19 protein-coding genes and 1 pseudogene are annotated in these 20969 nt (G+C 36.0%); 3 read left to right on the top strand and 17 right to left on the bottom strand.

Annotation, left to right across the window (positions count from 1 at the left end; translation table 11 throughout):
* Positions 1–93 precede the first annotated feature (93 nt).
* The 16 genes and pseudogenes from DNJ77_RS02510 to DNJ77_RS02435 form a co-directional block, all read right to left on the bottom strand.
* On the bottom strand, positions 94–588 hold the full coding sequence (locus DNJ77_RS02510) for a hypothetical protein (protein ID WP_116963430.1): 495 nt from the start codon (positions 586–588) through the stop codon (positions 94–96).
* 3 nt (positions 589–591) lie between these two features.
* On the bottom strand, positions 592–1284 hold the full coding sequence (locus tag DNJ77_RS02505) for a TSCPD domain-containing protein (RefSeq protein WP_116963429.1): 693 nt from the start codon (positions 1282–1284) through the stop codon (positions 592–594).
* A 15-nt stretch (positions 1285–1299) separates the two neighbouring features.
* Complete coding sequence (locus DNJ77_RS02500; protein WP_116963531.1) at positions 1300–1899, bottom strand: MT-A70 family methyltransferase; 600 nt, start codon at positions 1897–1899, stop codon at positions 1300–1302.
* Between the two features lie 34 nt (positions 1900–1933).
* Positions 1934–2176, bottom strand: coding sequence for a BglII/BstYI family type II restriction endonuclease (locus DNJ77_RS02495; RefSeq protein ID WP_116963428.1), 243 nt, complete (start codon positions 2174–2176; stop codon positions 1934–1936).
* A gap of 11 nt (positions 2177–2187) precedes the next feature.
* Entirely contained in the window at positions 2188–4323 is a 2136-nt protein-coding gene (locus tag DNJ77_RS02490) for an adenosylcobalamin-dependent ribonucleoside-diphosphate reductase (RefSeq protein WP_420810607.1), read from the bottom strand.
* Between the two features lie 303 nt (positions 4324–4626).
* Positions 4627–5580 carry a tRNA (adenosine(37)-N6)-dimethylallyltransferase MiaA gene (miaA, locus tag DNJ77_RS02485; protein WP_116963426.1) on the bottom strand — a complete coding sequence of 318 codons (954 nt, stop codon included), beginning with the start codon at positions 5578–5580 and terminating at the stop codon, positions 4627–4629.
* Between the two features lie 2 nt (positions 5581–5582).
* Positions 5583–7316: a SurA N-terminal domain-containing protein gene (locus DNJ77_RS02480; protein ID WP_116963425.1), complete on the bottom strand. Its 1734-nt coding sequence runs from the start codon at positions 7314–7316 to the stop codon at positions 5583–5585.
* 173 nt (positions 7317–7489) lie between these two features.
* Positions 7490–7771, bottom strand: a pseudogene (locus tag DNJ77_RS02475) (HU family DNA-binding protein); the annotation flags it as partial.
* A 117-nt stretch (positions 7772–7888) separates the two neighbouring features.
* Positions 7889–10216, bottom strand: a complete 2328-nt coding sequence (lon, locus tag DNJ77_RS02470) for an endopeptidase La (protein WP_239986737.1) — start codon at positions 10214–10216, stop codon at positions 7889–7891.
* A gap of 38 nt (positions 10217–10254) precedes the next feature.
* Positions 10255–11559 (bottom strand): ATP-dependent Clp protease ATP-binding subunit ClpX, encoded by a 1305-nt coding sequence (gene clpX, locus DNJ77_RS02465; RefSeq protein ID WP_116963422.1) that lies wholly within the window; start codon positions 11557–11559, stop codon positions 10255–10257.
* A gap of 72 nt (positions 11560–11631) precedes the next feature.
* Positions 11632–12243 (bottom strand): ATP-dependent Clp endopeptidase proteolytic subunit ClpP, encoded by a 612-nt coding sequence (gene clpP / locus DNJ77_RS02460; RefSeq protein ID WP_116963421.1) that lies wholly within the window; start codon positions 12241–12243, stop codon positions 11632–11634.
* Between the two features lie 175 nt (positions 12244–12418).
* A complete protein-coding gene (tig, locus tag DNJ77_RS02455; protein WP_116963420.1) occupies positions 12419–13735 on the bottom strand; it encodes a trigger factor in 1317 nt (438 codons plus the stop codon).
* 87 nt (positions 13736–13822) lie between these two features.
* Positions 13823–15235, bottom strand: a complete 1413-nt coding sequence (gene dacB, locus DNJ77_RS02450) for a D-alanyl-D-alanine carboxypeptidase/D-alanyl-D-alanine endopeptidase (RefSeq protein ID WP_157966560.1) — start codon at positions 15233–15235, stop codon at positions 13823–13825.
* Positions 15236–15265: 30 nt separating this feature from the next.
* The gene (gene waaC, locus DNJ77_RS02445) at positions 15266–16282 is read right to left on the bottom strand and encodes a lipopolysaccharide heptosyltransferase I (RefSeq protein WP_116963418.1); all 1017 of its coding nucleotides are present in this window, start codon (positions 16280–16282) and stop codon (positions 15266–15268) included.
* Positions 16283–16356: 74 nt separating this feature from the next.
* On the bottom strand, positions 16357–17592 hold the full coding sequence (locus DNJ77_RS02440; RefSeq protein ID WP_192877926.1) for an MFS transporter: 1236 nt from the start codon (positions 17590–17592) through the stop codon (positions 16357–16359).
* Between the two features lie 82 nt (positions 17593–17674).
* Positions 17675–18331 (bottom strand): thymidine kinase, encoded by a 657-nt coding sequence (locus tag DNJ77_RS02435; protein ID WP_239986725.1) that lies wholly within the window; start codon positions 18329–18331, stop codon positions 17675–17677.
* A gap of 73 nt (positions 18332–18404) precedes the next feature.
* Here DNJ77_RS02435 and DNJ77_RS02430 point away from each other — a divergent pair, with 73 nt between their 5' ends.
* The 3 genes from DNJ77_RS02430 to DNJ77_RS02420 are packed head-to-tail and all read left to right on the top strand — an operon-like array spanning position 18405 to position 20648.
* A complete protein-coding gene (locus DNJ77_RS02430; RefSeq protein ID WP_116963417.1) occupies positions 18405–19004 on the top strand; it encodes a transglycosylase SLT domain-containing protein in 600 nt (199 codons plus the stop codon).
* A 56-nt stretch (positions 19005–19060) separates the two neighbouring features.
* Entirely contained in the window at positions 19061–20410 is a 1350-nt protein-coding gene (mnmE, locus tag DNJ77_RS02425) for a tRNA uridine-5-carboxymethylaminomethyl(34) synthesis GTPase MnmE (RefSeq protein ID WP_116963416.1), read from the top strand.
* Position 20411: 1 nt separating this feature from the next.
* Positions 20412–20648 (top strand): hypothetical protein, encoded by a 237-nt coding sequence (locus DNJ77_RS02420; protein WP_116963415.1) that lies wholly within the window; start codon positions 20412–20414, stop codon positions 20646–20648.
* A 47-nt stretch (positions 20649–20695) separates the two neighbouring features.
* Here DNJ77_RS02420 and DNJ77_RS02415 read toward each other — a convergent pair.
* Positions 20696–20969, bottom strand: a 274-nt coding sequence (locus DNJ77_RS02415; RefSeq protein WP_275667756.1) for a transposase family protein, incomplete at its 5' end; no start/stop codon positions are given.

The raw sequence follows: 20969 nt of genomic DNA, 5'->3' as shown, positions 1-20969 counted from the left end.
AAATAGTCAGGAACTCAAATTTTGTTTTCATGGTGTTTTATAGTACGATTTGATAACAGTCGATAATAGGTCAATGTTTTTTAGTAGGAAATGCTAAATAACGCTTACTGGAATTTTTACATTAAACCTTGTCAAGCCAATCCAAAGGTATAGATAAGTAAAAAAGCTTAACCAGCCAGCGAATGAACCAAAGCGATACAACCAACCAATTTGGCTTAATAATCCGTTAATGTCTACATTTGCTTGTTGCATGAGAGTCTGTTGCATATAAGGAATCAAAATGCTACTAACAAAAACAGCTAAGCTAAACATTACCAGCAAAACAGCGGCTATAATTAAACTTTTTTGTATATTAGGTCTTGTAAGTTCAATAACCTTTTTTGGCAAAAAATAAAGTAAAACAGCTAACTCTGTGGCATATGACAAACTCATCAGCACAAAGCGATACCATAAATCAGCATTGATTTCAGGAATTCTGACAATAAACCAACTAAGTACTGAAACTGCTAAAAAAGTGATGGCAATTTTATTTTTGAGAAATAAGCCAAGATAAGTGCAAAAGGCAAGATAGAAAAAAGCGTAAAGCATTGTCTAACCACACTTAGAGTAGCCACAATTTAGACAAGTCAAACAGTTATCCATATTTATCATTGCCTTAGTATTGCACTTAGTACACAGTTGAGATTCAGGTGGAAAATTAGTTGTTGCATCATTACTTGGCTGCTGTCGCTTATCCAATTCCTCACGTTTAGCGGCAATAAAAAGCTTTTGACTTTCATCCAAATCACCCGCTGGTAACATGTTAATTTTCTTTAAATGTTTTTCAATGACATCGCCAATTTCTGATACTAGGGACGGAATATATTTACCACCACGCTTTAAATATCCACCATTTGGATCAAATACCGAGCGTAATTCCTCAACTAGGAAAGTAATGTCGCCCCCTTTTCGAAAGACAGCTGAAATAATCAGTGTCAACGCAATAGTCCATTGAAAATGCTCTATATTCTTAGAACTTAGGAAAATCTCAAAAGGTCTGCGTACTTCATGTTCAGTACCTTCATTCAATATAATATCATTGATTGTGACATATAAGGCATGTTCTGCATTAGGTGGTTTGATCTTATAAGTTTCCCCTATCAATGATTCAGGGCGTTTGATATTTTCACTCATCTGCTGATGTAATTTTTCTTTTTTTAATGACTTTACTGTAACATTTGTTAGTTTTTCCTCAGGTTTCACGATTTTAAATTCAATAATTTTCTTTTCTATTTTCATGACCATTTTATGCTCCAAAAGTTATTTTGACACCTGTGAATGATTGGCATAGGTCTCCCAATCAGGGCTGTAATTTTCTACTTGATTTCCCCAGGCATGCCAATTCTCTCGGCTCCCTCTGGCAAATAACTCTAAATAAGGACCTGCACTGCAGGACTCAATCAAATCATATTGTTCATCAGGTTTCCTGCTATGCTCGCGTTTTCTTGATAACACAATATTTTCCTGACTTCTCCCAGGAGGCAAAGTCCGTGTATTTTTTCCACGCGTACCAAACAATATTACTTCCGTGACATTTCTAAAATAAAAACCGACGCCCCTACGATCAGGACCACCATCTTTGCGCACCTTATACCACACCAAATTAGTTTTATAAGTAAATCCCCAGGCTTGCATGACTTCAAGTCCCTCAGCCAGCAACGCATTGGGTACCCATAGATACAAATGTGCAGTCTCATCCGCGATCTCTACGACAGGAAGTTTCTTAATTTCATCCAAAACCAAAGTCGGATAGCGAGTTAATCTTTTATGCTCTGGCGCCACCTTACCTGTTCGATTGTGAAACTGCCAGGGAGGGTCGGCTAAAATGGTTTTAAACTTTCGCCCCTTGAGTTCGTTCATAAAATCTTCTTTAACACCCACCTAAATATCCTCTTCAAACAAATTGCTTTTCAACCCACCCCATGGCGTACAAATAGTTGTCAATATACTCAGCAACCTTTGACTTACGCCCTCCAGATTGAATAATCCAGCTCTTCTTTAACCTAAAGGCTTCTAGCAACGAAACTATATCTGCCCACTCATTTGGGAAGTCCTCTTTGAGAATCGTACAAGCATGTTTATATTCATAGATTTCGTAGTACCTGCGAACATATTCAGGTAATAGATTAATACCCACTTTTGTGCTCCCTAGAATTTCCCATAATATCCCTCCTTCAAAGCATCATAGAGATTTGCAGCGCTGTGCTGTTCGCCATCGTATTCAATCATTTCATTACCTTTTAACTCAAGCACAGAGCCATCCTCGAGGGTAAAGCGATACATAGTTTTTTCCAAATCCTCATCTTTAACCAGCACGCCTTGGAAAACTTCAGGGTTAAATCTGAACGTCGTACAGCCTTTAAGCCCCTGATGATAGGCATAAAGGTAGATATCTTTAAAATCAGCAAATGGAAAGTCTGTTGGCACATTTGCTGTTTTAGAAATACTCGAATCTACCCATTTTTGAGCTGCCGCTTGAATATCAACATGTTGTTTAGGCGTCACATTATCCGCTGCAATAAAGTAATCTGGTAACTTATTGACCTCATCTTTAGCATGCGGTATTGCATTCTGATTGACAAAATGACGATAAGCTAATAGCTCATATGAAAATACATCCACTTTTTCTTTTGATTTTTTACCTGCTCTTATCACATTACGCGAATAGTGGTGCGCAAAACTTGGTTCAATGCCATTGCTGACATTATTGGCAAGTGATAACGAGATTGTACCTGTTGGAGCAATTGAGGTGTGGTGAGTAAATCGACAACCATGCTCACAAATTGCATCAATGATTGAAATATCTTCTTTAGCAATGCGCTGCATATAACGACTGTATCTTGCATGTAAAACTCGTCCTTTTACCAAATCACCCACTTTGATTCCATCAGCAGTTATTTCGGGACGTAAACGTAAAAATTCTTCCGTTATGATATAATCTTTCTCTAAAACAGGGGCACTCCCTTTTTCTTTAGCCAATGCTACACCTTCACGCCAACCTTCTAGCGCCATCTGCCTTGCAACTTCTTCTGTAAAGTCAATTGAAGCTTTTTCGCCATATTTCATCTTAAGCATACTCAACGTTGAGCCTAGACCTAAAAATCCCATGCCATGACGACGTTTTGATTCAATTTCATTACGCTGTTCTTGCAATGGTAAGCCATTAATCTCAACCACGTTATCAAGCATACGTGTGAAGATACGCACCACTTTACGATACCTTTCCCAACTAAAACTTGCTTGATTGGTAAATGGATGCTCGACAAATTTAGTCAAATTAATTGAACCTAAAAGGCATGAACCATAAGGTGGCAGTGGTTGTTCGCCACATGGATTAGTAGCACGAATCGTTTCACAGAACCAGTTATTATTTTCTTCGTTGACCTTATCAATCAAAATAAATCCAGGTTCAGCATAGTCATAGGTGGAAGACATAATCATATCCCATAATCTACGAGCCTTGACAGTATTATAAATTTTACATGCCACAAGCCCTGAATCATCGGTAATATAGTCATCCCTAATCGACCACTCACGCCACAACACTTTTGTTGAATCATTTAAGTCAATTTGATGTGCTTTTCGCTCAGCCTCAGTCATTGGAAATGCCAAATGCCACACCTGATCGTTTTCAACCGCATACATGAAATCTCTGGTAATCAGCAAAGATAAATTAAATTGACGCAAACGTCCGTTTTCACGCTTAGCACGTATAAAGTCAAATATATCTGGATGTCCCACATCAAATGTTCCCATTTGTGCACCACGCCTACCACCTGCTGAGGCTATGGTAAAACACATTTTGTCATAGATATCCATAAAAGATAACGGACCTGACGTATGAGCACCTGCTCCTGCAACAAACCCACCTTTAGGACGTAGTGTTGAAAACTCATAACCAATGCCACAGCCTGCTTTCAAGGTTAAGCCAGACTCATGTACTTTCTGTAAAATATCATCCATAGAATCATGAATAGTGCCTGATACTGTACAATTGATCGTTGAAGTTGCAGGTTTATGTTCAAGTGCACCTGCATTTGAGATGATTCTACCTGCTGGAATTGCTCCATTTCTTAGTGCCCAAAGAAATTCCTCATAATGCTTTTGTTGAAGCGTTGATGTTTTCTCAACTTCTGATAATGCCTTAGCTACACGCTGATAAGTATCATCAATGTCTTTGTCAACTGGTTGACCTAAACGTGTTTTAAGGCGATATTTACTATCCCAAATATCTAGTGACGCTACTTGTAATTCAATTTCTGGTACTGCTTCTGTCAAAGACACAACCATCTCCTTTATTATTAAAAACAATAAAATATTTGGTTATTTTACCCATTTTTTAAATTAAATGTGGTGCTTTTTTCTCCTATATTTTTGTACAAAGACTTGACTTAAACACAAGCCTTTTTTATTTGACATTACAGTTACTTAAAAAACTTTAGGTTATACTTAAAATTTCTATACACACCAAATCGCAAATCATTTTGCAGTTATAGCTTAATAGCCTTTTCAGTTATAAAACTTATATAACTGCCTATGCACCAGAATCAATAATAAACAAGCCAATGTACTCGAACCCATTCAAAGTCATGGATACGTTTTTGTCGGACATTTGGAGTATAGGTAACTTATTATCTGCTCAAGTTTTTCTTTATCCATTAAACTTGTATCGATTGCTTTAAGCTGATAAGGCCAATTGCGAATCCATGTAAGCTGACGTTTAGCAAGTTGTCTTGTTGCTGCAATGCCTTTATCAATAAAAGCTTGATAATCATACTGCCCTTCTAAATATTGCCATGCTTGCCTATAACCCACACTGCGCATAGCAGGCAAATTCTCGTTTATTTTTGGGTTTTCTTTTAACTGTTTTACTTCGTGCAAAAAACCCGCATCAAGCATTTTGTGGAAACGTTTATCAATATCATCATGTAGCTTTTTTCTATCTTGTGGAACTAAAGCGCATATGGTGAGTCTCTGTCCTAAGCCACCTTGTTTTTTGTTTTGCTGTATGACTATAGAATAAGGCTTATTTGTTAGCAAAATAATTTCTACTGCTCGTTCTATACGCTGGCGATCAGCTGGATTTAAACGTACCGCTGTTACAGGATCTGCATGTTGTAAAAAATCATACCAGTAGGTTAAGGTTTTTTCTTTTAGCTGTGCACGAGTTGCCTCATTTGCTTCTGGCAAAATAGAAATTCCTTCTTCTAAAGCTTTAAAATACATCATTGTCCCACCCACCAACAATACATTTTTATTTCGTGCCTGAATATCAATAATCAAAGATTGTACATCGATTAAAAAATCATTGACTGAATAACTTAACCAAGGATCAATAATATCAATCAAATGATGGTAAATACCTTGCATCTCTTTAATTGTCGGCTTTGCGGAACCTATATCTAATCCCTTATAAACAAGCGTTGAATCAACGCTAATGATCTCTGCATCAATTTCTTTTGCAAGTTTGATCGCAAGATTTGTTTTTCCAGAAGCAGTGGGACCAGCCAAAGCAAAGACTTGTTTTTGTAATAAAGACATATTTATTCAATCAGCTGATGATTAATCTCAACTGGATATTGATTTTTAAGTGCAGTAAGGTAGTCATTTAACTCAATGGTTACATAATTATTTTGTACCATTTGAATTGATAACTCATTATCACCTGGAATGACTTTGGTGACTTCATATACCCAATAGGCATCACCATTTTGGATAGTTTTATATTGATTTAACTCATCACTGAAGATTGCTGTTTTCAATGCCTGATCTAAACCAAAATCGTTACGTGAAATTTTCTCTATTTTTGCTTTTTCTTTACTACTATCTATTTTCTCTTTATTAAGTATTTGTGAAAAAGCTTCCGCCTTTTGCTGTGCCAGCTTTAATGCTTGCTGATCAATATAGGCTTTTTTGACTTTGTCTTTGACTTCAGCAAAGCTCAAAGTACGTTGAGGCGTGATTTTATCAACTTTATATAGTATTCCTTCGGTTTGACCTTGACTAATAAAACCTTGGGTTTTGTTATACCCTAGAACAGCTTCTTGTAATTTAGCATTCCCTTCCACTTGATTACCTGTTGTTTGCAGATTAAATGGCTTCGTTGTACTAACCTTTAAGTTATTTGTTTTAACCACTTGTTCAAAGCTGTTGTTATTGATACTCGTTAAAACCTCATTGAATTTTTGAAGTGCTGCTCGATTGGTTAAAATCCTTTTGATAATAGGTGTAGCTTGTTCTAAAGTCATTTCTTTAGGTATATCAATATTTGTAAGCTTGACAAACTCATTATCTGAAGTTTCTTTCACAGATGAACTCATCGTTAAATTAAATAATGCAAATTGCGCATAAGTGGAAGCTTGATCTTGAGACAATGGCTTAATAGCTTCAATTGTCACGTCTTTCTGCTGATCTGCCGTTAAAAGCATATTTGTTTTCAATGCTTGAGCAACGATTTCTTTATTTTTTGCATCTTTTTTAATGGTTATGATTTCACCTGATCTTAATTCCTGAGTAAAGAGTGCATCTTTGTTTGCTTCATAATAAGATGCAATTTCCTCTGTAGTAATCGGTTCATTACTTATAAAGTCCTTTGATGTAAGCTCCACATATGAAACGATGGCTTCTTTTGACTTTTGGTAAGCTGTACTATTCTCATGGTAATAAGCCTGTAATGCTTCATCACTTATTTGGACGTCTTTACTAAAATCTTTAGCTGCAAAACTATAATATTTTATTTCTCGCTTTTGTCCCATTAACGCACTCACTGCTTGAATTTCATCTTTCAGCACAAACTGGGTTTGCATAATTGGACTTACTATACTTGACGTCAAAAGGCTATTAGCAATCATTGATTTGATAGGCACAGCTCCACCATAAAGCTTAGCGATCTCATCAAACCGTTTAGCTGAGTATTGACCATTCTCAATAAATGCTGGGTTTTGAAAAATAGCAGCTGAAATAGCAGACTCGGTTACCATAATATGTGAAGCAGTTGCATCTTGTTGTAAAAGCGCTTGATCCACTAGCTGTTGTAGCGTTTTTTGCTGCAATGCTTTCGAATTAGCTGAAGGTTCAGATTGCATGTTCTGTGTAAGCATTTGCTGGTAAGTATTTTGTGAAACCTGAATATCACCTACTTTAGCAACAGCTTGAGGAGATACTCCACTTGAGACAAAAAAATAACTAATCCCCGTTAATATAAAAACTGCACTAACGACAACAATAATAATCCATGTCACCCAACCTTTAAACTTATCGTTAATCAATTGCAACATATGAAAAAACTACCCTATTTTCATTTAGCTTAAATAACAATTGGCGACATCTTAACATGTTAAAACGAAAAAGGCATGCGCTTTAGCATGCCTTTATGATACTGAGAGGAAAGCTTTGTAAACAGTTTTTAAAGCTACCTTTACTAGCCATATATCCTAATATAAAACTGTAATTAATTTACTGCATCTTTTAATAATTTACCCGCTTTAAACGTAGGTGATTTAGAAGCTTTAATTTTCATTTTTTCACCTGTTTTAGGATTACGACCTTCACGCGCAGCTCTTTCACGTACTTGAAAAGAACCAAAACCAACCAAAGTTACTGTTTGACCTGATGTCAACGCCTCAGTCAACGCCTCAGTCGTTGCATCCAATGTGCGCTGCGCAACATCCTTGGTTACATCAGCTTTTTCTGCGATTGCTTTTACTAGTTCACTCTTATTCACGATATTTTCCTCTTTCGTTGTTGAATAACATTATGCTGGTAACTAGGCTTGCCTAGCCAACTCGACTAAGTTATAGCAAGCGTCACTTCACACGTCAACACGGTTTATTGCTATTTACACCTTTTTTTAAGTTTTTTGACCTTTTTTTAGCAAAAGTGCACGTTTTAACACTTCATCTATGGTTTTTACTGCGATAATCTCCAAACCTTCTTTGACGTTCTGTGGAATCTCTTGTAAGTCTTTTTTGTTATCAAATGGAATTAAAACAGTCTTAATTCCACCACGAAGTGCGGCTAGTAGTTTCTCCTTTAAACCACCAATTGCAAGCACATCTCCACGTAAAGTGATCTCACCTGTCATTGCAATATCTTTTCTTACTGGAATACCTGTTAATGCAGATAACATTGCTGTGCACATTGCAATACCTGCACTGGGTCCATCTTTAGGTGTAGCACCTTCTGGTACATGAATATGAAAATCACGCTTCTCATAGAAAGCTTCTTCTACATCATACTCTTGAGCTTTGGTCCTAACTACAGTAAAAGCAGCATGAACTGACTCTTGCATCACGTCACCAAGCTTACCTGTTATTTTCAACTTACCTTTACCCACGGTCGATACAGCTTCAATTGTCAATAAATCTCCACCAACCTCTGTCCAAGCCAAACCTGTTACTTGTCCAACTTTATTCTCTTTCTGTGCCAAACCAAAATCATAGCGGCGTACTCCAAGGTACTCATGTAGATTCTTACTGGTAATCGATACCTTTTTACCATCTTTTGTTGACAAAATATGTTTGACCGCTTTGCGACACAGCTTACTGATTTCTTGCTGCAAACGCCGCACACCTGCCTCACGCGTATAATAGCGAATAATATCCTCAATAACCTGTGCCGATACACTAAGTTCATTCTGCTTTAAACCATTATCTTTTATTGCTTTTGGTAGAAGATAGCGTGTAGCAATGTTTAGCTTCTCATCTTCGGTATAACCTGACAGATAGATGATTTCCATCCGATCACGCAGCGCATCTGGAATGTTAAGACTATTAGCCGTCGCTACAAACATTACATCAGATAAATCATAATCAATTTCTAAATAATGATCATTAAAAGTGTTGTTTTGTTCTGGATCTAACACTTCTAACATGGCAGAAGCAGGATCACCTCGAAAATCTGACGACATTTTATCTATTTCATCTAATAGAAATAATGGATTATTAACTTGAGCCTTATTGATTTTCTGCATAATCTGACCAGGTAATGCACCAATATAGGTGCGTCTATGTCCACGAATTTCGGCTTCATCTTTAACACCACCTAATGCCATACGCACATATCGTCTACCCGTTGCTTTAGCAATCGACTGACCAAGCGAAGTTTTACCCACACCAGGAGGACCTACTAAACACAGAATCGGTCCTTTTAACTTACGCATCCTTTGTTGGACTGCTAAATACTCTAAGATTCGTTCTTTGACTTTTTCTAAACCATAGTGATCCCTATTTAGAATTTCTTGTGCATGATTAAGATCTTTCTTGATTTTAGTGCGCTTCGACCAAGGCAGACTAACAAGAGTTTCTATATAATTACGTGATACTGAAGATTCAGCAGAAGCTTGCGGCATTGTTTTTAACTTTTTAATCTCAGACAATGCTTTTTCTGTAGCCTCTTTTGACATTTTTGCCGCTTCAATCCTCTCTTTAAGCTGATCAAATTCCTGCGCTTCATCCACATCACCCATTTCCTTATAAATGGCTTTAATCTGCTCATTAAGGTAATATTCACGCTGATTACGCTCAATCTGAGACTTCACGCGATCTTTGATACTACGCTCAAGCTCCAATATTTCTGTTTCAGCAACTAAAAGCTTCAGCAACAAAGAAGCTCTTAATTGCAAATTTGGAGCTTCCAATACTTCTTGCTTTTTAGCCACTGATGCTTGCACTTGTGCAAGAATCGTATCAATCACTCTTGGTAACTGATTATCCGACAAAATAGAGGAAAGTATTTCTTTTGGTACCTGTCCACCCATATCAGCAAGGGACTTGAAACTAGAAAGTAACGCTCGGACAAAACCACTTTCATCAGCTTCACTTAAATCATTTATGGTCTCTATTAATTGAATTTGTGCAGCAATAAAGGGTGTATCTTCGTAGTATTTTTCAACTTTAGCACGTCTTATGCCTTCTACTAATACCTTATAAGTACCATCTGGTAACTTCATAAGCTGTAAAACCTTGGCATAAGTACCAAGCATATATAAATCTTTAACATGTACGCTATCTACATCATCTATTTTTTGGGTGACAAGCAATACCTTTTGGCGCGTAGCATGTGCTTCACTAATTGCGGCAATCGATTTTTCCCGTCCAACAAAAAGTGGAACAGCCATATATGGACATACCACAATGTCACGCAGTGGAATAACAGGGACAAGCTCTGTGATATCCATTTTTTCATTAGAATATAAATTCATGAGTTTATCCGACCTTATTGACCTGATGCTAATCTAAAATGTGCTTGATCCTTTAAGATAATAAGCGGTTCATCAAAACCATTTATTACAGAATCATCAATCACGACTTTTTCAACGTTATCGATTGAAGGTGCTTCAAACATGATATTTAAAAGTGCATTTTCTAATATAGATCGTAATCCACGTGCACCTGTTTTACGTTTCACTGCATTGTGCGCTGTAGCCCTGATCGCTTCTGGTGTAAATTCAACGTTAACCTCTTCCATATCGAACAGCTTAGTATATTGTTTAATAAGCGCATTTTTAGGTTTAGTTAAAATTTGAACGAGTGCTTCTTCATCTAACTCCTCAAGAATTGCCATAACTGGTAACCGACCAATCAATTCTGGAATAATCCCAAATTTAACCAAATCTCCAGGTTCAACCTGTTTTAATAACCGATTGTGAGATACTTGATCATTACGTCCAAATACTTCTGCACCAAAACCAATTCCTGATTTTTCGGTACGTTGCTGAATAATTGATTCAATTCCAGCAAATGCACCACCACAAATAAATAAAATATTTGTTGTGTCAACTTGTTCTAAATCTTGATTTGGATGCTTGCGCCCACCTTTTAGTGGCACAGATGCAATCGTGCCTTCAATGAGTTTTAACAAGGCTTGCTGCACACCTTCGCCAGAGACATCTCGTGTAATTGATGGGTTTTCAGATTTACGTGCAATTTTGTCGATCTCATCAATATAAATGATTCCACACTCTGCTTTTTTGGTGTCATAATCTGCATTCTGTAACAGCTTTTGTATGACATTCTCAACATCTTCACCCACGTAACCTGCCTCAGTTAAGGTGGTTGCATCTGCAATTGCAAAAGGTACATTAAGCATTTTCGCAAGCGTTTGTGCTAATAACGTTTTACCTGATCCTGTAGGTCCTAATAGCAAAATGTTGCTTTTTGCTAATGTTACGTCTTCATCTTGAGATTGTTTGTTATAGATACGTTTATAATGATTATAAACAGCAACGGATAATATTTTTTTAGGCACATCTTGACCAATAATATATTCGTCAAGATGCTTTTTAATCTCAGCTGGTTTTGGTAGTTTCTTTTTTCCTTCAGGTGTTGAAAAATCATGCTCTGGACTATAACTAACGTCTTTACCAATAATATCTTCACATAATACAACACATTCATTACAAATATACACAGAAGGACCTGCAATCAGTTTACGCACTTCCTGCTGAGATTTTCCACAAAATGAACAATAAAGTGTACGCATACTGCTACCATCCCCATCGCCACGTCTTTTTCTTGGCATAAAAACCTCTCTTTAACACTTTAAAACCTCAAAGAAATGGGTTTAAGTAATATAAATTCAAGCTAATAAAATTTATTTTGTTCCAGGAATACTTAATCGTGATTCAATCACTTGATCAATTAAACCATACTCTTTGGATTCTTCTGCCATCATGAAGTTATCACGATCTGTATCTTTTACCATCTGCTCATAATCTTTACCTGTATGGCGAGCTAGTACTTGATTTAAGCGTTCTTTAATTCTAAGCATATTGCGAGCATGAATCTCAACATCGGAAGCTTGACCTCTAAACCCACCTAATGGTTGATGGATCATAATTTGGGAGTGAGGTAAACTATAACGCTTTCCTTTTTCGCCAGCAGCTAGTAATACGGCTCCCATACTTGCAGCAAGCCCAATACAAATCGTACTTACATTTGGTTTAATAAATTGCATAGTATCATATATTCCCATTCCAGCCGTGACCGAACCACCTGGTGAATTAATATAAAAATAAATATCTTTGTCTGGGTTTTCAGACTCTAAGAATAATAATTGTGCAATTACCAAATTTGCAGATACATCGTGAACCTCGCCATTTAAAAAGACAATACGCTCCTTTAATAAACGTGAGTATATGTCATATGAGCGCTCTCCACGCGCAGTTTGCTCTACAACAATTGGTACTAAATTATTTGTAATCATATTTTTCACCTTACATCCATATTTTACGTATTTTATCTATGGTACAAAGAAATTTGTACCACTCTAAAATACTAATAATAAAAAAGCCACAAACGTGGCCTTAGTTTAATTTTATTAAAACATTTTCACCAGTGTTTTACTGGCACAAAAATGAATGATTGAAGCCACATCACCTTTAGAACGTGAGTCCTTGAGGTAAAGCATTTCGAATTAAATCAAAAAAATCTTCTTCTTTTTCGATTGATTTACCTTGCTCAACGACCCAATCCACCAACTTGTTCTCGATCACAACGTTCTTGATATTATCAAATTCTTGTTTGTTATTTTTAACGTGATCACGGACTTCTTGCGCATCTTCATAAATAGATGCCATTTCTTCAATTAGTTCATCAATGCTTGCTTGATCCGCTTCAAACCGCTGTTCATGTACGATTGCTTGGAAAATTAAACCAAGCTTTACAGTGTGTTCAGCCCGATCTCTAAATAAATCATCCGATAAATTTTCAGCTTTAACTTGCGCTTTTTTGCCATCTATGCGCTTAATTAAGTCCTGCTTAGCACGATCAATTTCACGTTGAATCAAGGCTTTTGGTACTTCAAACTCAATAAGTTTAACCAATTGTTCAAACACTTGCTGCTTGATTGTCTTATGGATTGCATTTTTAAGTTCTCGTGCCATATTTTGTTTAATTTCAGCGTAAAATTCTTCAACGCCACCTTTAATACCAAACTGCTCAACAAATTTATCATTGATTTCTGGTAAAACCGCCTCTTTTATACTTTTAACAACGACGTTAAATTGTGCTGCTTTACTTTTAAGTTCATCGTTTTGATAGTCCTCAGGGAAAGTAACGTGAATTGTTTTATCTTCATCTTTTTTCATGCCAATAATGCCATCTTCAAATCCAGGAATCATTTGACCTGAACCAATAACTATCTCATAAGCATTTACAGAACCTCCTTCAAAGACTTGCCCATCAACCCGACCAACAAAATCAATGATTACTCGATCGTCTTTTTTAACTTCACGATCAACTTCATTCCAAACTGCAAGTTGTTTACGTAAGTTTTCAATCATCTTGTCCGTCTGTACTTCAGATAATTCAACGACTGGTTTTTTCACTTCAATTTTATCTAAATCTTTAATTATCACTTCAGGGAAAAGCTCAATATTAACATTAAATTTAAGTGCCTTACCTTCTTCGTTTTGAAGGATTTCAATTTCAACTCCAGCTGCTTCAAGTTTTTCATCTTTTAATGCCTTTGAATACTTGATGGGTAATAAATCACCTAAAACTTCAAAACGGACTTGTTCACCATATTTTTTCTTAATCATACCTGTTGGCACTTTACCTGGTCTAAAGCCATCAATTTTAGCTGTTCTTGCAATGCGCTGAATGCGCTTAGAGACTTCTTGTTCAATTTCACCAGCAGGCAACTCAATATTCAATACACAGTGAATGCCCTCTTTTCTCTCAACAGATACTTGCATTGTTTTTCCTTATTTAATTTATCATTTTCTTTCAAGGTTTTATTCAGCGTCAAAGTTTATAATTTGCACGCCTAATTGTCTAGCTGTTTAATGCTGAAACTTAAGCTCATATAGACTTTCCAAAAACTGTGACTGAAATACCAATGCCGTTTTTCTTTGATGATTTGTTAGATCTGAAATTAAAATAGAGAACACGTAACGCTTTCTATCTTTTGTACATAGGTAGCCAGATAATGCACTTACAGTTGTTCCTGTACCTGTTTTAGCAATAACCTTTCCTTTTAACCACTCATTTTTGCGATGAGCGGGAATTGCATTTTTAGTATAAACAGGTAATGCTTGTTCAAAAACATCAAACACTTTTTGTGTTTGCATCTTATACAATAGATCACTTAGAAAATCAGTACTCAAAAGGTTATTTGCTGACATTCCTGCACCATCTTCCAGTTGAATACTACTCACATCTAAGTCAAGTTTATCTTTAAGTATTTCAAGCATTGCATTTTTACCTGCTACAATACTCCCTACACCATAGTGATAATAACCAATTGTTCTAACTAGCGTCTGTGCATATAAATTATCTGAAGTCTGTAACATATGTTTTGTCAAAACCGAAAGCTTAGGTGAAAAATGTGTTGCAATTTGCTTAGCTTTTTCAGGCAAGCTTGTCGTTATTCTCACCTCACCTACTAAGCCTATTTCAAGTGCTTTGATCTTCTGTTTAACAAAGGTTTGCATCATCAATGTAGGATCTGGAATAGCAAGGCGAAATGTATACGGTGCTTTAGGTAAGCAACCTGCTAAAATAAGCACGTTATTTTGATCACTCTTGGCATTAAATTGACAAGTTTTAAGCATCTTATCGTTAGCCGCAACCACTTCATTTTGGTAGATAATAGACTCACCTTCGACTTGCTTAACATCAAAGCCATGCACTTTCGGGGTAAACGATAAAGCCACTGCATTTTCATTTAAATTATAAATTGACGATGGTGCACCATACCCAAATATAGAATCACTTTGACTTTGGTTAATTGGATAATCACGCCCTTGAAAGAAGCGATTAACTAGAAAGACGTCACCTTTTATATTTTTTATGTTAGCTCTTACTAACGCTTGCAGTAAGTTTGTCATAGATTTAGTTGTCAGACTTGGATCACCTGAGAAATCGATATAGAGATTATGAATTTCAGTTGAACTAACTTTACTATCATAATAAAGTTTGGTCTGATACTGATAATCCTGCCCAAGAACTAACAAGGCAGATACTGCAGTTACAAGCTTTGTGTTACTTGCAGGCATATGATTTTTATATTCATTGAGTGAAAACACATTTTCTCCTGTGCTTGCATCCAACACCTTAATTGCAATCGATGCTGAATTAAGCCCATTACTCTTAATCAGTTGGTTAACGTTCTCTGTTAGAGAAGTATATTGCTTAGCATATGCGCAAATCGATAAGGTAAAAGCAATACCTATATATAAAAAATACTTTTTCACATTCTTTTCCTTCGCTTTAATTTATCCATTTTAGTGAACAATAGAAGCTTGAATTATACTCATTAATTTATCATATACCGATTGTGTTGCTATTGATACTTCACAAGGTGCAAAAAGGTCCTTGGTAATCGGACACACTTTTTTCAAACAAGGTGAACATGTCAACGTAGATGATAGATGAATCACTTGCTTACCAAGTGCACCTGTTAATTTTGCTGAAGTTGAGCCATAAATACCAATGACTGGTGCACCACAAGCTGCTGCTAAATGAGCAAGACCAGTATCCACTGCAACAACCGCCTGACTTTGAGAAAATAATTCGGCCAATTGTGATAACTGCATTTTCTCAAGCACAATCGTATTAGAATTGTTGTGAGCAATCAAGTTGGCTTGTTTTCGCTCTTGCTCATTTCCCCACGGTAGTAATACTTTTATATCAGCTTTTGCTAATAATTTTGCAAGACTTTGCCAATGCGATAGCGCCCAATGCTTACTGGACCAAGTCGTTGCATGTAAAAAAACCACTTGCTTTTTAGCTTGAGTCACTGACCATTCATATTTGATACCATAGCCAACGTTAGACGACGATTCATAACCAAAAACTTTAGCAAATAAATACTTCACGCGTATAATAGCGTGCATTGCTTTTTCTACTTTTAACTTTTTATTATAAAAGAAACTTGCTGCTGGCTCTCTTGCTGATTCCTTGTCTAAACCATATTTTATGCCTTTAGCAGTTTTTGTAATCCAAGCGCTTTTTAACAAACCTTGTGCATCAATTACATAATCATAATGCTTAGCTTTAAGCCTTTTTTTAAATGCTCGAATCTCTGAAAAGTATTTAAAGATATTCTTACGCCATTTGCGAATCTCAATTTCTATCACTTCATCAACTGCTTCATGCCAACGCGGAATTTCTGCAAATGACTTTTCTATTACCCAATCAAATTTAAGATTAGGTTCATGTTGCTTTGCTTCAGTTAACGCAGGCAATGTATGCAAAATATCGCCTAAGGAAGAAGTTTTTACAATCAAACAGGTTTTCATAATGCTTTTTTAAAATCATACTTGTTATATTTTGACACCATCATTTTAATGTGTTTTTTTTCAAATGGCATTAGTTAATTTTTTATTAGCTCTTTCAATACCTGCTTTTGTAGATATTGACCTTTGAACAATGGATACATGATCAATAAAGCCAACACAATAATGAAATAAAACCATCGATTACTTGGTAAATGCGTAACATTATTGATGATGAAAAAACTCATATAGACACACATTACCATCATACCCGACAAACCATAACTCATCCCTTGAGCCTTACCTTGTAAAGTAATATCCGTATTTTTCTGTGCCAAAGTTACAACAATTGCCCAACATGAAATACACATCCCAATAAAAAAGTAAAGTATAAATGCTAAGGTAACACTATGAATCAAAGCTAACGCTAAATATAAGCATGATGACACAGCCAAAGCAACTATAATCGTACTTACTTCACCCTTTTTATCAGCAATCCATGGTAAAAACAAAGAACCAATGATAAAACCGACTGAGAATCCTGTTTCGATCAAGCCAAACTCCCATGAGCTTGCTTGTAATATATTCTTGGCATAAGGTGCAATAAAAATTGGCACTACCATAAACAAACAAGTAAATCCAATTTGGGCAGTATAAAACCAGAAAACAAAACGTCTAGCACATAAAAACCTATAAACTAATCGCCAATTTTCAATAAATCCACCTTCATTTTTTTCTACTTCTCGAGCAGGTTTCACACCTACGCTTGCAATAAGGGCAATGCTCGTTCCAGCTAAAAGAAAATATAAAATCTCGTGCATGTCAAAAATGGCAACCATTAAACCACCTAAAGACATACCAGCTACCATCCCAATCTCAAATATGCCATCCATAGTGCTATTGGCATATAATAACCTACTATCATCAATCAAAATTTCACGTATCATAATAAGCATCGCTGGCATATAAAATGCCAGGATAACCCCCCATAAACTGGTGAAAATATAAACTTCCATTAAACTGTCCAAACTTCCAAATAACAAGAAAATAGAAATTAATAACACACGTGCACTATTTGTGACAACTATGATTTTCTGACGTGGAAACTTATCGGCAAAATATCCTGTAATTGGTGAAAGCACTGCACCAAATACCCACCAACTAAACATAAAAATAATAATAGCATTAACACTATTATAAAGACTTAATAAATGCCAACTAAAAGACACATAAGCCACGCCAATAGCAATAGCTGAGAAAAACCCCATCACACACGCACAGGTAAACGATATATTTTTAAATAAAGCTGCACGTGCAGCTAAATACGATTTCACTTGTTATATTCTCCAATTATAAGCTCTTAAGATATTTAAAGTGTAACAGAGTTTTATTGAAAATTGACAGCAGGTAAAGGCATTAATCAATCAAATTATCTTTAAAATGCTTACGACATACCGACACATAGTGATCATTGCCACCAATTTGTAATTGATCACCTTCTTTCACTACTTGTCCATTCTCACCTAAACGTAATACATGGGTTGCTTTCTTACCACAATGGCAAATGGTTTTTATTTCAATTAGCTGATCAGCCCAAGTAAGCAAATATTTACTACCTTCAAAAGGTTCTGCCTGAAAATCGTTTCTTAAACCATATGCAAGCACAGGGATATTAAGCACATCAACAACATCGCTTAATTGCAACACTTGTGCTTTTGTCAAGAACTGTGCTTCATCAATTAACACACAATGGAGTGCATAATTTCTGACGTGTGCATATACATAAGCGTAAAGATCTGTATCTTTGTCATATAAAACCGCATCTGCTTGCAAACCTAAACGTGAAGTAATTTTACCCAAACCATAACGATCATCAAATTTTGGGGCAAACAATAAAGTATACATGCCTCGCTCACGGTAATTATAATCCGATTGCAACAAAGTTGTGCTTTTACCCGCATTCATTGTCGAATAATAAAAGTGAAGTTTTGCCATACTTAAAAATTGATCACTTATTTTAATATCGCCATAACTTAGCTCATCCTTGCCTAAGTTGAAATAAAAAAATCTCAAAAACTGTTCGCCTTCATCATAAAATCCGTTAGTCTGTAATATATTAAAGATTAAACTAAATAATTATTTTTTAATGAAAGTTAAGAAAAAACCCTTATTACTTATCCCTATTTTAGCTTTAGCTGGCTGTGTAACCGTTCCTCCTAAAAACATCAATAATGCTTGTACTATGGCACAACAATATCCTAATTGGTATTACGACTCGCTGAATTCATATAAAAAATGGGGTATCCCCATTAGTGTGCAATGGGCGATCATTCGTAATGAATCAAGCTTTATTGCCGATGCTAAAACACCTATGCAATATGCATTTGGTTTTATTCCAACCGGTCGCCAATCAACGGCTTACGGTTATGCTCAAGCCCTAAATGGTACATGGGATCATTACCAAAAATCTACTGGAAATAGTTGGGCAGATAGAACGAACTTTGCTGATGCTGTTGACTTTATAGGTTGGTATGGTAACTATGCACATAAAAAAGCGGGTATTTCTAAATCTAATGCCTATGAACTTTATCTTGCATATAATCAAGGCATTGGAGGTTATTTGCGTGGTAATTATCGTAATAATCAATTCCTACTCAACTATGCACGCAAAACACAAGATACCGCCTACAATTATGCTTATCAACTACGCCGTTGTAATATCCCTTCAAAAAGCTGGTTCTGGTAATTAAAATCCGCTATTCTAAGTTATATTTAAAAATAGAAACTTATAAAACATAATCCATGAGTGTAACTAATGACACCATTGCTGCCATCGCAACCGCCCCAGGTCGTGGAGGTGTTGGTATTATTCGCATCTCTGGCGAAAAAGCCTACGCTATTGCCTATAATGTGACAAAAACATGGCTTAAGCCACGTTATGCACATTTTCTTACATTTAAAAATCATCAAGATGAACTACTTGATCAAGGCATTGCGATCTATTTTAAAGCTCCCTACTCCTATACCGGTGAAGACGTGGTTGAATTACAGGCTCATGGCGGTCCTATACTCTTGAATCTTATTTTACAAACAACTCTGGAATATGGCGCGCGTCTTGCCAAACCTGGAGAGTTTACAGAGCGCGCCTATCTAAATGACAAAATTGATCTTGCTCAAGCAGAAGCAATTGCTGATATTATTGATGCTTCATCTGAGCAAGCTGCCAAGTCAGCCATGCGCTCCTTACAAGGTGAATTTTCTAAACACATTGACACATTAGTACACGCACTTATTCAACTGCGCGTACATGTTGAAGCAGCTATCGACTTTCCAGAAGAGGAAATTGATTTTTTAGCAGATCCATACATTGAGGCGCAACTTAATACCTTATATCAACAACTTAACTTCACTTTAGAAAACTCAAAACAAGGAGCACTTCTGCGTGAAGGTGTTGAAATTGTGATTGCAGGCAAACCCAATGCAGGTAAGTCAAGTTTGCTCAATGCTTTAGCAGGTAAAGAAACAGCGATTGTCACTGACATCGAAGGCACCACACGTGACACTTTACGTGAATATATCCAAATTAACGGTATACCTGTGCATATTATTGATACAGCAGGATTACGTATAAGTGACAATGTAGTTGAAAACGAAGGAATTAGACGTGCACTTGAAGCCATTAAGAAAGCCGATCATATTCTTCTTGTTGCTGATATTAGAGATACCATTGATAAAGAAATTACTGAGCTTGCGCCTGAATTTTTTAAACATATCCCTAACTACATTCCAATTACTTATATTTATAACAAGATTGATTTAAGAGATAATGATCCACAAAATCATGATAATTACCTATATATTTCTGCTAAACATGGTATTGGTATCAATAAACTACGTGATTACCTTTTAAGGGCTATTGGTTATACACAAACAAATGAAGGTGTTTTTACCGCAAGGAAACGTCATATCAATGCTCTAAATGCAGCCAAAGAACACCTTGAAATTGCTCAACTGCATTTACAACATAAAGATGGAGAATTATTAGCCGAAGAGCTTAACCTTGCTCAAGGGCAGCTTTCAAGTATTACTGGTGAATTCAACGCTGATGACCTCCTAGGAGAAATATTTAGTAATTTTTGTATTGGGAAATAACATGACTGACAAAGAACAAGAAATTAAACGCCAATCAAAGATGACGCATATGGAACTGTTCAAACTCAATGGTGCCAAAGCGGCTGTACGTTCATTAATTTTTATTCTTATTTTTGCCATTTTCCTTTATGCCATTACTGGTGATATTCTCTCACCTGAACTTGCAGTCATTTTCTTTTTAATCGATGCCAGCGTGAACACCTTTCGCTATAAATGGTTTAAATCTTTACGCAAATAAATATCAGTTATTGGGCTTACTCACTTTATTAGAGTTCTTTCCAAACCTCAATTAGTCAATTCAAAGTTGTAAATTCCCGTTATTAAATTAAATCGAAGTCCAAACCTTTTTCGTCTATTCCGATATTTGTCGGCAATAATTTTAAAACGTTTTAACATGCCTATTACGTTTTCATTTAGTACACGGAGACTGGGTAATTTTCTATTAGATTTTTTATCCTCTTTCGTGAAAGAATTTTTTTTAGTTCTTTTCTTTGGAAGTTGACTGTTAGCATGAATTTTCTGTATCCCCTGATAGCCCGTATCTGTTAAAACAGCCGTC

It is taken from the genome of Fastidiosibacter lacustris (assembly GCF_003428155.1).
Lineage (GTDB): Bacteria > Pseudomonadota > Gammaproteobacteria > Francisellales > Francisellaceae > Caedibacter > Caedibacter lacustris.
Note: the sequence above shows the minus strand (reverse complement) of the source record. Positions and strands in the feature narration are given on the sequence as shown.

What these genes read in the sequence shown, in the direction of transcription:
- DNJ77_RS02510 (WP_116963430.1), bottom strand. Translation starts at nt 588, where the DNA reads ATGCTTTACGCTTTTTTCTATCTTGCCTTTTGCACTTATCTTGGCTTA.
- DNJ77_RS02505 (WP_116963429.1), bottom strand. Translation starts at nt 1,284, where the DNA reads ATGGTCATGAAAATAGAAAAGAAAATTATTGAATTTAAAATCGTGAAA.
- DNJ77_RS02500 (WP_116963531.1), bottom strand. Translation starts at nt 1,899, where the DNA reads ATGAACGAACTCAAGGGGCGAAAGTTTAAAACCATTTTAGCCGACCCT.
- miaA (WP_116963426.1), bottom strand. Translation starts at nt 5,580, where the DNA reads ATGTCTTTATTACAAAAACAAGTCTTTGCTTTGGCTGGTCCCACTGCT.
- DNJ77_RS02480 (WP_116963425.1), bottom strand. Translation starts at nt 7,316, where the DNA reads ATGTTGCAATTGATTAACGATAAGTTTAAAGGTTGGGTGACATGGATT.
- lon (WP_239986737.1), bottom strand. Translation starts at nt 10,216, where the DNA reads ATGGATATCACAGAGCTTGTCCCTGTTATTCCACTGCGTGACATTGTG.
- clpX (WP_116963422.1), bottom strand. Translation starts at nt 11,559, where the DNA reads ATGCCAAGAAAAAGACGTGGCGATGGGGATGGTAGCAGTATGCGTACA.
- clpP (WP_116963421.1), bottom strand. Translation starts at nt 12,243, where the DNA reads ATGATTACAAATAATTTAGTACCAATTGTTGTAGAGCAAACTGCGCGT.
- tig (WP_116963420.1), bottom strand. Translation starts at nt 13,735, where the DNA reads ATGCAAGTATCTGTTGAGAGAAAAGAGGGCATTCACTGTGTATTGAAT.
- waaC (WP_116963418.1), bottom strand. Translation starts at nt 16,282, where the DNA reads ATGAAAACCTGTTTGATTGTAAAAACTTCTTCCTTAGGCGATATTTTG.
- DNJ77_RS02430 (WP_116963417.1), top strand. Translation starts at nt 18,405, where the DNA reads ATGAAAGTTAAGAAAAAACCCTTATTACTTATCCCTATTTTAGCTTTA.
- mnmE (WP_116963416.1), top strand. Translation starts at nt 19,061, where the DNA reads ATGAGTGTAACTAATGACACCATTGCTGCCATCGCAACCGCCCCAGGT.
- DNJ77_RS02420 (WP_116963415.1), top strand. Translation starts at nt 20,412, where the DNA reads ATGACTGACAAAGAACAAGAAATTAAACGCCAATCAAAGATGACGCAT.